Origin of the sequence: Clostridium hydrogeniformans DSM 21757 (assembly GCF_000686705.1) — a bacterium.
Lineage (GTDB): Bacteria > Bacillota > Clostridia > Clostridiales > Clostridiaceae > Clostridium_Z > Clostridium_Z hydrogeniformans.
On the sequence record NZ_KK366005.1, the window covers coordinates 183,755 to 195,276 of the forward strand.

Below are 11,522 nucleotides of genomic sequence, written 5' to 3' on the forward strand. Positions count from 1 at the left end.
TATAATTTCCCACTTAAGTTCCTAATGAGTAAAATTCATCTTATAAAACTATAAAATTCAATAAAACTAACCAACTATACAAAATAGCTAATTGCTTTATTCTCCTCATATCTAGGACTAGTTTTAATAATAAAAACACCATAGTAAACTCTTAATCATATAATAAATTAAGTACAGATTTAATTTGCTAACATATGTCTATTTATCCCATTAGCAAATTATGGTATAATATCCTAGTAGAATGCAGATACCACAGAGGGATGGCTGTGGAGGTTGTACGTTTTCCTCCTTGGGCTATTTAATTATTATTTTATTGCTCAGGGGGTGGTATTGGGTATGCTTGAGATGCTTTTTATAGGAATGATGATACTCGTTCTTATTATAATAACCTTGAAAAACAATATATTTTTCAGCTATTTGAAGATCACAGTGAAAATCTTAGGTCTTGATATAGAAATCAAAAGCAAAGAAAAAAGCACTCCATCCGACGAAGATTAAGTGCTTTTATTTTTAATTAATATTCAAAATTAATTTTACCCGATAGCCCTAAAACCAAAAACGTTCTAAGGATGCTTAGTGTTACAGCACTAAGCATTTTTATTTAAAAACTAGAAGTCTTAAACTCTATAATCTATATACTTCCTTAATATCATTATATCAAACTTCCATGAAAAATAAACCTAGTTTATAAAATTTATATGTTATTTCTTATATTATACTTATATTCAAGTAAAACTTTTCTAATATAGTCTTATAACGAAGCCTTAATATAACTTTTACACTGAATTATTCTTCTAATCTGTAATGAATATCTATCTAATTTATAATCTTCATAATTATAAGAACTATATAGTTTAAATTAACATGAATATTATTAGCTTCACCTTCAAAATAACATACTTTTTAGTGAGAAACTTTACTTTATATTACAATAATAGACCTCAGTTTCATATTCTAGAACCACACTTCCATTATACTCATATTTATTGAATATGCTCTCTAAATCCTTCATCATAAAATTAAATCTTGGATCATCTTCATTTGGCATATAAGAATAAGAAGCTAATTCTCCCTTTAACCTTTTAATATCACATTTATAAGGATTATAAAAAACCTTTTTCTCTATATGTCTGTCTTTAAAAAACTCTGGTATAACTCTACTATCTGAGCTAACTTTTAATTTTTTCATGTATTCCTTTAAAAGTTTTAAATAGGCTTTCATAAAGTCACTGTTTTCTATCCTTCTATTCCAGAGCAATAAAACTACTCCATTAGGCTTTAGTATTCTTAGAAATTCTTCCCTAGTTGGCTTAGGATCAAACCAATGGAAAGCTTGAGCAGCTACAACAATATCAATAGATTCTTGTTTTAATTCAGTGCTTTCAGATGATCCTTTAATAGAGTAAAAATTATTATAAGACTCCAAGAATCTATTTCCTTCTTCTCTCATTCTATCATTAGGTTCTACTCCATATACAGTATTTCCATTATCTAAAAATATCTTTGATGAAATCCCTGTCCCTGATCCTATATCGGCAATTACTGAATTCTTAGTAAGTCCTATGGTCTCCTTTAAAAAGTCAATTATTTCATTAGGATAACTAGGTCTATATTTACTATAATTGTCTACACGATTACTAAATCTCTCTTTAGAATTTGTTTCTTTCTCATTCATATTAGAATACCTCACACAATTATAAATTAAACTTTAAACTATCCACAACATAAAATTTTTGTCCACAAATCCTATTACTTTTCCACATCTACAACTCTTTCAATAGTAGTTGGTAGGTTTTCAATTCTGTCCTTTATGAAGGTAGGATAGAGAACTTCATTTTTTAGATTCTCTAGCTTAACCCATTTAAATTCAAATTCCCTATTTTCCTCTATTAGATTAAATCTTTCTCCTCTTTGAAGAATACTATTATCTTCACTTTGAATTAAATAGTAAAAACAAATTTCATGATATTTTTCTTTCTTATGGGTAAAGAAATGCTCACATACCCAAAGAAGCCTATCTACATTTACTTTAAGGTTTAGTTCTTCTTCCATTTCTCTAATAATTGTATTCTCTGTTGATTCATTAATTTCCACCCTTCCTCCTGGAAAAGCATAAAAATCATCACTGGTTAACCTATGTATAAGGACCTTATTATCCTTAATTAAAATCCCTGCTACCCTAAAGTTAAAGAGCCCATCATCAATTTTAAAATTAATCATATACATATGCCCTCCTAAATTATATTATTATGAATGCCTTGTAATCTTAAATACATAATTCTTATAATTTAATTATATCTTTACATCTTATACCTTATATTAAATAAAACTATCCTCTAAAGTAACTTCCACTTTATCTATAAAACTTTATAAGTCCATCTCTTACTTAAATTAGTGTTCAAAATAAGAAACTTACCTCTATAATTCTTGTCCTTAGAAACTTCCTACTCAGATATATTCCAATCTTTTAATTCTATTGCATATAGTACATGTCCATATAATTCACTCTCTTTTCCTACATTAGGATGATTAAACTCCATTACCTTTTTCATCCCTATTTTCTTCATTACATTTTGGGATGGGAGATTTATTTTAGCTGTAAAGCTATATATCTTTTCAAATTTTAACTCCCTAAATCCATATTCTATGCAAGCCCTTGCCCCTTCTGTAGCATATCCACTTCCATGGGCATCTTTTTTTAGTCTCCATCCAATCTCAACACAAGGAGTAAATTCTGCCTTAAAAGTAGCTTTATGAAATCCAATAAGACCTATAAACTCACCCTTTTCCTTTGTTTCTACTGCATAAAGTCCATATCCTTCTTCCTTAAATTCATCCTGAATTTTATTATAAAAAGTTTCTGTTTCTTCATTAGAAAGAACTTTTGGAAAATACTTCATTACTCTATGATCTTTATTCATTTCCTTAAAGAATTCTAAATCTTCATTCTTCCAACTTCTAAATATTAATCTCTCAGTTTCAAAATAAATCATTACCTCACTCCCCTACTTGATGCATTTATTCCATATATTATACCATACACCCTGGTATAAATTGCTTTATATATGCTATTATGTTAAGTATATTACTAGGGATATATAGGAGGAATTTTTTATGGAATCTAATATGAAGGATATATTTAAGATCATCTCCCTAGCTGAAAAGCTAAAGAATGAATTAAGACATAGCTGGCTTTCAAGTGGAAGGCAAGAAAGTGTAGCAGAGCACACTTGGAGAATGTCTTTAATGGCAGTACTAATAGAAAAAAATTTATCTAAACCAGTTAATATGGAGAAACTATTGAAAATGATTATAATCCATGACCTTGTGGAGGCTGAAGCAGGGGATGTACCAGCCTTTGATATAATGAATAATGAGGAATTAAAAAACCTTAAGGCTAAAAATGAGTTAAAAGCAATAGAAAATATTAAAAATACCTTAGGCATGGACCTTGGAGAAGAGCTATATAATATATGGATAGAATTCGAAAACAAGACTTCCTATGAGGCTAAAATAGCAAATGCTCTAGATAAATTAGAAGTTCAAGTGCAGCATAACGAAGCTGACTTCTCTACTTGGATAGATATTGAACATAGTCTATGCTTTATGCTGGGACAATATGTAGAGTTTGAACCTGCCTTAATAGAACTTAAGGATATAATAGAAAATGAAGCAAAAGAAAAACTTAAATCTAATGGCATAGATGTAGAGTCAATTAAATGTGACTAACTGCTATTTATACTAATTGGGGCTGTGGCACTAAGAATAAATACTACAATATATTGTATGTAAATTTTTTAGTGCCACAGCTCCAATTAACTTTATTTGATGGCTATAAGCTTTAACACCCCCATCTTCTAAAAGGTGTGTGGGATAACAGTCGCGACAACTTTAGATGAGCTTATCTAACCTTCAGATGGTGGAAAGAACACCATCTGAAAGAAGATTGGCTCTATATCATATATTCATTTAAAATATTACTTAACTTATATGCTCCTTTATCGCTCATATGATCGAAATCTACAAAATCTTCTTCTTGAAATAATTCTGAATCATAAAAATCCATTAGTTTAAAATTAAACTTGTTTTGTAATTCTTCTATTCCTTCATAAAATTGCTTCTTATATTCTTCACTAAAATAATCTCTATAATATTTTGTAGCTGGAAGTATTAATACTATAGGTTGTATATTTCTATGATTACAAAAATCTAAAAACACCTTTAATACTTCAATATTCTCCTTCTTTGTCTCTTCATATATAAGCATTTTATTGTGACATCCAGCTCTCCACTTCGCCCCTTCTACCTTCTCTTCTTCACTTAAAGAGACTAAATCCCTCCCCCTTAAAAGACTTGTCCATTGTCTATTGGAATTTGGAGTAAAATATCCTCCATCAGCCTTATATATAAGTTTTATAAACTTATAATATATATCTTCTAAATTAAAAATAAACTTAGTTATCTCATCACAATAATAGTGTAAATATTCTATTTTATCATAACCATAATTATAGTTATGACTGTCCTTAAATATTGGATAATAAACATTTTCAATTCTAGAGACCTCATTATTTATTGATTTGGATAAATCAAAATGAAAACAATAATAAAATTGCCCTAAAATGCAATATCTTATATTATTATTTTCCTTTATTATATTTTTCATTATTTCTAGAGAATAATATAAATCTTGTGATGGTAAAGATAAATTAACTGCAGCCTTACTTAGAAGCTTTTCATCTATTCCATATAGGGAATAAGATGATCCTGCTATAATAACCTCTGTATTTTTATCCTTTGCCTTTTCAATTGTATTAACTAAAAAATTATAATCATGGTTTCTACTATAGATTTGAGAAGTTTTATTGAACATTTCATCTATTAATCTATCATAGTAAATTATATGATCAAATTGTTCTTTTTCCTCATTGTGAGAAGATGTCCTTTCACTAAAGATTAATATATCAAATTCTTTATCCTTCTTATCTATTAGATAATCTTCATTATAATTTCCTTTAAAATTAATAGAACTATTTATTACTTCCCCAATTAAATTATATTTATCTTCTCCCTTAAACCATAAATTCACCTTATACTCCTCTATGAACTCCTTAAAAAATTGTAATATATCCTCATAAATAATATCTTTTGCTTTCTTTATATATTTCTCATTAAATTTGTCACTATGAAATAAGCTCAATATATTACCTAGCTTGTCTAATAACATATTGAGCCTATCTAAATTCATATATTCTTTATTCTCTTCACTGAAACTACTTATTAAATCTAGTGCCTTTTTAATATTGTACTCTTCTAAATTATTTTGTAGTAGCCTTATGATTTTATTTAGCTTATCTATATTTTGTGAGTGTGTTGAAAAATCATATTTAAATTTCATAGTGCTTTTATCCTCCGTTTATTAACATATATATCCCTCTTAAGTTTATAGAATTTAATTTCTTTTATAGATTATAAAAAGTTCTAAGAAACTAATAAACTTTTATAATTTATTAAGATTAACAATTTCTCTTTTAATTACTATTAGTTTTCTTATATAAATTAGTTCATTTGTCTAATAATCATTATATTCTTATAAACAATTTAGTTTAAAGAATTTACTTAATCCTCTTAAACAAATTAGGATAATCCACAACTAAAGAATCTTTATCCACAATAATCTCTTCATTAAAACCACTTTCTAGGTTTTCATATTTATATTTACAGCCTTCTAAACTACTACTTATATAGGTATATCTCTGCTTCATTGATTTTAAAGTAAAGTTATCAACATCAATATAAACAACTCTTATATTTCTACTTTCTCCTTCATTTAAAGATAGCCTTTTTATAGGAAGTGTATTAGTAAAAGGTGTTGCTGATATATCAATATCTATACACCCTTTTAAATCATTTACCTCTTCCCCATTTTCATACTTCCATATTCCTTGTTCCTCTGATGTTATAAATATCTTCTTTAATTCATTATCATTTCTCTTTATATTAACTCTTTTTACTTCCCAATGAGTATTGCAATAAATTTCATAATATATACGTAATGGGACATCTTCCTTAACTATAACTGAGTCCATCTTTATATAGTCCTTTTCATAGTTTATATTTAAATGTTCTAAAGATAATACTTCTAACCCTTTCCATACTATATCCTTTTTCATAAATCCTCCTAAATATAATTAATTATAATACTTTAATATAGATGACTTGAAAAACTTTCTAAACCCATTGTCTTGAAGCATAGATTTTTCCTTGCAGTTTTTATTTAAAGCATAATCATTTTCCTTAATATCCATATAATACTTTCCACTGTCTATATGTATTGAAAGAGAATTTAGTGGGAATCCTTTATCTCTATTTTTATGTGGTTTTGATCCTATGATAAACTCCTCTGAACCTATATCCTCTCCATCATAACAAAAGATATTTTCCTTATCCATAACTAAACATATGGCATTTTTATATTTTACTCTCATTTCCCCACCTAGTTCTTTAGCTAAAGCACTATAATACTCTATCATTTCCTCGTCATTTAAAGTCTTCCCATGAACTCTTCTAACATGGACTCCTGGTTGCCTATATTCCTCTATCCCTTCTATATATAGTCCAGAATCACAGGAAAATACAGGCTTTTTATAAGCTTCGTAGTATGCTAAAGCCTTAATTCTAGCATTCTCTAAAGGATTATTACCACTCTCATCTATTGAATCTAACTCTAAATTCAACTCTTTTAACCCAATGACTTCTATATTTAATTCTTTAACTATCTCCTTCATGAACATTAATTTTGAAGGATTGCTAGTACCATATAATAATCTAATTTTCTCCTTGTCCCATTCTATATGATTCATTTAAAATATCCCCCTAAATAAATATTAATAATATATAAAAATTCTAAGCTTTAGGGAAAGGTTTCTTAAACTTAGAACCTACCCTTAACCAAAGCTTAGAAAATTTATCTTCTAAATATAAATAATATATCATCCTAAGAGCTTATAACTGATACTAATCTAACGAGTATTTATATCTATTGTTAAGATATAAAAAATACTAATCTTTAAATATCCTTATTAAGAGATCCTAGTTTTCTATTTAAATCTGTTTTTAATAAGTCTAAGAATTTTGAAACAGTATTTTTTTCATCAAGATTTAACTTTTCAAAAATTTTTTTATCCTCATCCATAGCTTCCATATGAATTTTTTTATGTTCCTTAAATATCGTCTCTCCCTTATCTAAGAGATTAAAATACTTTTCTTTTTTATTTCCCTCTATCTGATACTGATATATATATCCTCCTTCTATTAATCTCTTCGTAATCTTAGTCACACCACCCTTAGTTATCTTTAGGTGATCTGTAATTTTAGTCACATTAGTAAAGTCATTACTTCCTATATAATCAATAGTATGTACTTCATTCACATTTAGATTATCATAGCACTCCTTAAATCCTTTTTCATTATATTCATCAAAAAGTTGAAATACCTCTATTAATTTTTCTAAAAGTAACTTATCATTCATTATATCTACTCCTTAATCTATGTCTACTAAAACCCTAGTAGATAGCCCTGTAGAAAAAGGGTTCTCTATCCACATAGTATACACATTGAATTTGTCTCCCTTCTTACATTTTAATGTATTTAAACTTAAATTTTCAATAATATAAGTATTATTTTTTTCTGCTTTTACATCTGCTTCAAAATGTTCTTTCCCCTTACGAACCCCCGCACAATCAATTCCTATAAAAGCCACCTTTTTATCTAATAGATAATCTAAAACTTTCCAACTAAGATAACAATGGTCTTTTATATACCCCTCACTTCCATACTCATACTTTTCTTGTATATTTGTTTTAAATATAATAAATTCAGCCTCATCTATTTTTATACCTTCTAATGCCTCAATACCTATCTCCTCATTCTCCTTATAATTACTACAATCAACTAGTATCCCTCTTGTTTTAAAATAATCTAAAGGAACCTTACTCTTATTACATACATCTATATGGGTTCCAATATGTCCTAATTTTAATAACCTATCCTTATCTTCTCCTACCCCATTCCAAATCTTATTATCCTTTTTTAATTCTAAAGTTATATCTATCATGTTTTCTCCTCCTTATTATTTCCTTGTAAACAATATTAATTCTTTTTTGTTTCCTCGTCAACCTTTTTGTTTATTTGTAGCCTAAGATATAACTCTAAACTCATTTTATAATTTACTATAATGGTTAATTTTCTTCATTTATACCTTAATATAAATTTCTTGGTTATCTCAGTTCTAAAAATATAATAGTATATCTAATATTAAATACAACAAAAAGAAAGTGCCAAAAGGCACCCTCTAAAATTTAAATTATTCAAATTCTATAGGTTTTAGTCTCCAAAAGATATTCCAACACTCCTAGCTGCATTCATTACACTGCCATTTACGTTAACATTCTTTATTTTTCCTATAACATCTTCTAAAGATACATATCCTATTTCATTCCCCCTTAAACAAACCATATTACCATACTTCTCTTCTTTAATAAGTTCCACTGCCTGAGTTCCATATCTTATGGATAATATTCTATCATAAGGACTTGTATCTCCACCTCTTTGTATATGTCCAAGATTTGTACTTCTTATTTCATGATGAGGAATAAGTCTCTCTAAATCCATTGCTAATTTTTGCCCTATTCCTCCAAGTCTTATTGGATCTTCACTATCTTCTATTATTTTACTTACAACTATCTGTCCATCTATAGGCTTTGCTCCTTCAGCCACAACTATTATAGTAAAGGATTTATTATTTCTATCCCTTTCTTTAACCTTTTCCACAACCTTTGTTATATCATAAGGAATTTCTGGTATTAATATAACATCTGCTGAGGCTGCTAGTCCTCCATAAAGAGCTATCCATCCTGCATTTCTTCCCATAACCTCAAGTACCATCACCCTATGATGAGATTCTCCCGTAGTATGAAGTCTTCCAAGAGCTTCTGCCACTACATTAACAGAGGTTTGAAATCCAAAGGTATAATCTGTTAAAGCAAGGTCATTATCTATGGTTTTAGGTATTCCAATAACATTTATACCTTTTCTATAAAAATCTCTAGCTGAGGTCAATGTTCCATCTCCCCCTACTACTACAAGTACATCCACTCCCTCTTTCTGAAGATTATGAACTGCTACATTAGATACATCCTTTTTTATCATAACTCCATTCTCTTCAGCTGAATAATTAAACAGATTGTCCTTATTTGATGAATATAATATGGTTCCTCCTTTATGAAGTATTCCTGAAACTGAATTTAAATCTAATTTCACATAATCATTTAAATAAAGTCCCTTATACCCGAACTTATATCCTATAACCTCATATTTATATTTTAGTATAGCTGTCTTTACCACAGATGATATAACTGCATTAAGCCCTGGACAATCTCCCCCTCCAGTTAATATTGCCACCTTTTTTCTCTCACCCATATTAACACTCCCTTATTCATATATGAATTTGCCTTAATATAATTTATGCAGAACTTCTTTCATATATAAATACTAATGTCATATTAATTCTTATTTTTTAATATAATATCTCTTATTAAAATACACATTAAATAAAATACTTTTCCCTTATTATTCCCTCAATTACTTTACCTAATAATATATATTAAAAGCATAGTACTTCATAAATGCTTATATAATTTCCCCAATGCGATAAGGATCTTAACTAATATTAAACTTAAAACTAAAAGGAACCCAGCAGAATATGGAATCCTACTGGGTTTTTATATTTTTTTATTTTATATTAAATAGACCTTTATTATCAATTAAGAAATTTTAAATATGGTGAACCTAGCTGATACTTGAGTTTCTCCTGTATCTCCACCAATAGTTATAGTTTGTCCACTTAGATTATATACCCTTAATACTGTTCCTGCTGGTATATCACCAGTAACTCCAAAGGTTATGGTTTGTTGTCCTACTGAAACTCCATAGGTAGCTCCATCTATAGCTGGTAATGGGTTTCCATTAAGTCCTATTCCTAGACCTATTGGACTTGCCTGACATGCTACAGGCATAATTAATGCAGTGACATAATAGTTTCCTGGAACATTGATTATAAATCCATCTACACCATTGAAGGTTACATTATTTAATACTGCTCCAGTCATAGGGAATTGAACTGCTCCTAAATTAGCTATGGTTTGTGGTGTCCTTCTTACAAGACTTCCATTAGGAGTTGACATTGTTCCAGTAGCTCCTGTTGATCCTGTTGGCCCTGTTGGTCCTTGTATTCCTTGAGGTCCTTGTGGTCCTGTCGGTCCTTGTAGACCCTGAATTCCTTGTGGTCCTTGTGGTCCTGTTGCTCCTTGCACACCTTGTATTCCTTGGACCCCTTGTATTCCCTGTGGTCCTGTTGGTCCTGTTGGTCCTTGAGGTCCTTGTGGTCCTGTAGGTCCTTGAACCCCTTGAATTCCTTGAGCTCCTTGTGGTCCTGTTACTCCTTGTGGTCCTTGTATTCCTTGAAGTCCTTGTATTCCTTGTGGTCCTTGTGGTCCTGTTGGTCCTGTCACTCCTTGTGGTCCTTGAACTCCTTGTGCTCCCGTGTTTCCTTGAATTCCTTGAGGTCCTGTTGGTCCTGTTGGTCCCTGCGGTCCTCTAGGTCCTATTGGTCCTTGAACCCCTTGTACCCCTTGAGGTCCTTGCGGTCCTTGTGGTCCTGTTACACCTTGTGGCCCCTGTGGCCCTACCGGTCCTTGCTCTCCTGTTGCTCCTCTTACCCCTTGGATTCCTTGTGGTCCTGTTGGTCCCGTTGGTCCCTGCACACCTTGTGCTCCTGTTGGTCCCTGAATTCCTTGTGGTCCTTGTGCTCCTTGAGGCCCTTGCACACCCTGTGGTCCTGTTACTCCTTGTTGTCCCTGTGGCCCTACTGGTCCTTGTGCACCTGTATTTCCTTGTAAACCTTGAATTCCTTGTGCACCTTGTGGTCCTGTTGGCCCTTGTGGTCCCTGCGGTCCTGTTGGTCCTTGTACTCCTTGAACACCCTGCGGTCCCTGTGGTCCCTGTGGACCTGTTACTCCTTGTAATCCCTGTGGTCCTACTGGTCCTTGTGGTCCTGTATTTCCTCGTTGTCCTTGGATACCTTGTGCTCCTTGTGGTCCTGTTGGTCCCTGCACACCTTGTGGTCCTGTTGGCCCTTGCACTCCCTGCGGTCCTTGTGGCCCCTGTTGTCCTTGTGGTCCTTGCGGTCCTGTTGCGCCTCGTGGTCCTTGTGGCCCTACTGGTCCTTGTGCACCTGTATTTCCTTGTAAACCTTGAATTCCTTGTGCACCTTGTGGTCCTGTTGGCCCTTGTGGTCCCTGCGGTCCTGTTGGTCCTTGTACTCCTTGAACACCCTGCGGTCCCTGTGGTCCCTGTGGACCTGTTACTCCTTGTAATCCCTGTGGTCCTACTGGTCCTTGTGGTCCTGTATTTCCTCGTTGTCCTTGGATACCTTGTGCTCCTTGTGGTCCTGTTGGTCCCTG

11 protein-coding genes and 1 pseudogene are annotated in these 11,522 nt (G+C 31.3%); 2 read left to right on the plus strand and 10 right to left on the minus strand.

Annotation, left to right across the window (positions count from 1 at the left end; all coding sequences use genetic code 11):
- The first annotated feature begins 330 nt into the window (after window positions 1-330).
- Entirely contained in the window at window positions 331-498 is a 168-nt protein-coding gene (locus BR69_RS22020; protein ID WP_027634447.1) for a hypothetical protein, read from the plus strand.
- A 418-nt stretch (window positions 499-916) separates the two neighbouring features.
- Here BR69_RS22020 and BR69_RS0117970 read toward each other — a convergent pair whose 3' ends face one another.
- From BR69_RS0117970 to BR69_RS0117980, 3 genes are all read right to left on the minus strand, one after another.
- A complete protein-coding gene (locus BR69_RS0117970; RefSeq protein ID WP_027634448.1) occupies window positions 917-1,675 on the minus strand; it encodes a class I SAM-dependent methyltransferase in 759 nt (252 codons plus the stop codon).
- A 74-nt stretch (window positions 1,676-1,749) separates the two neighbouring features.
- Complete coding sequence (locus tag BR69_RS0117975; RefSeq protein WP_027634449.1) at window positions 1,750-2,220, minus strand: NUDIX hydrolase; 471 nt, start codon at window positions 2,218-2,220, stop codon at window positions 1,750-1,752.
- Between the two features lie 224 nt (window positions 2,221-2,444).
- Window positions 2,445-2,993, minus strand: a complete 549-nt coding sequence (locus BR69_RS0117980; protein WP_027634450.1) for a GNAT family N-acetyltransferase — start codon at window positions 2,991-2,993, stop codon at window positions 2,445-2,447.
- A gap of 121 nt (window positions 2,994-3,114) precedes the next feature.
- On the opposite strand from BR69_RS0117980, the gene BR69_RS0117985 reads away from it, so the two are divergent.
- Window positions 3,115-3,729 carry an HD domain-containing protein gene (locus BR69_RS0117985; protein WP_027634451.1) on the plus strand — a complete coding sequence of 205 codons (615 nt, stop codon included), beginning with the start codon at window positions 3,115-3,117 and terminating at the stop codon, window positions 3,727-3,729.
- A 223-nt stretch (window positions 3,730-3,952) separates the two neighbouring features.
- Here BR69_RS0117985 and BR69_RS0117990 read toward each other — a convergent pair whose 3' ends face one another.
- The 7 genes and pseudogenes from BR69_RS0117990 to BR69_RS22340 all read right to left on the minus strand — a co-directional run.
- Entirely contained in the window at window positions 3,953-5,398 is a 1,446-nt protein-coding gene (locus BR69_RS0117990; protein ID WP_027634452.1) for a hypothetical protein, read from the minus strand.
- Window positions 5,399-5,615: 217 nt separating this feature from the next.
- Window positions 5,616-6,173, minus strand: coding sequence for a putative glycolipid-binding domain-containing protein (locus BR69_RS0117995; RefSeq protein ID WP_027634453.1), 558 nt, complete (start codon window positions 6,171-6,173; stop codon window positions 5,616-5,618).
- A gap of 18 nt (window positions 6,174-6,191) precedes the next feature.
- On the minus strand, window positions 6,192-6,863 hold the full coding sequence (locus BR69_RS0118000) for a non-canonical purine NTP pyrophosphatase (protein ID WP_207640786.1): 672 nt from the start codon (window positions 6,861-6,863) through the stop codon (window positions 6,192-6,194).
- 206 nt (window positions 6,864-7,069) lie between these two features.
- Window positions 7,070-7,531, minus strand: a complete 462-nt coding sequence (locus tag BR69_RS20820) for a MarR family transcriptional regulator (RefSeq protein WP_051623678.1) — start codon at window positions 7,529-7,531, stop codon at window positions 7,070-7,072.
- Window positions 7,532-7,543: 12 nt separating this feature from the next.
- Complete coding sequence (locus BR69_RS0118010; protein WP_027634455.1) at window positions 7,544-8,116, minus strand: cyclase family protein; 573 nt, start codon at window positions 8,114-8,116, stop codon at window positions 7,544-7,546.
- 269 nt (window positions 8,117-8,385) lie between these two features.
- Window positions 8,386-9,480 (minus strand): ATP-dependent 6-phosphofructokinase, encoded by a 1,095-nt coding sequence (locus BR69_RS0118015; protein ID WP_027634456.1) that lies wholly within the window; start codon window positions 9,478-9,480, stop codon window positions 8,386-8,388.
- A 344-nt stretch (window positions 9,481-9,824) separates the two neighbouring features.
- Window positions 9,825-11,522 (minus strand): annotated as a pseudogene (locus tag BR69_RS22340) (collagen-like protein); the annotation flags it as partial.

Coding starts and splice junctions, on each gene's coding strand:
- BR69_RS0117975 (WP_027634449.1), bottom strand. CDS start 2,220: ATGATTAATTTTAAAATTGATGATGGGCTCTTTAACTTTAGGGTAGCA.
- BR69_RS0117970 (WP_027634448.1), bottom strand. CDS start 1,675: ATGAATGAGAAAGAAACAAATTCTAAAGAGAGATTTAGTAATCGTGTA.
- BR69_RS0117990 (WP_027634452.1), bottom strand. CDS start 5,398: ATGAAATTTAAATATGATTTTTCAACACACTCACAAAATATAGATAAG.
- BR69_RS20820 (WP_051623678.1), bottom strand. CDS start 7,531: ATGAATGATAAGTTACTTTTAGAAAAATTAATAGAGGTATTTCAACTT.
- BR69_RS0118000 (WP_207640786.1), bottom strand. CDS start 6,863: ATGAATCATATAGAATGGGACAAGGAGAAAATTAGATTATTATATGGT.
- BR69_RS0117985 (WP_027634451.1), top strand. CDS start 3,115: ATGGAATCTAATATGAAGGATATATTTAAGATCATCTCCCTAGCTGAA.
- BR69_RS0118015 (WP_027634456.1), bottom strand. CDS start 9,480: ATGGGTGAGAGAAAAAAGGTGGCAATATTAACTGGAGGGGGAGATTGT.
- BR69_RS0118010 (WP_027634455.1), bottom strand. CDS start 8,116: ATGATAGATATAACTTTAGAATTAAAAAAGGATAATAAGATTTGGAAT.
- BR69_RS0117980 (WP_027634450.1), bottom strand. CDS start 2,993: ATGATTTATTTTGAAACTGAGAGATTAATATTTAGAAGTTGGAAGAAT.
- BR69_RS0117995 (WP_027634453.1), bottom strand. CDS start 6,173: ATGAAAAAGGATATAGTATGGAAAGGGTTAGAAGTATTATCTTTAGAA.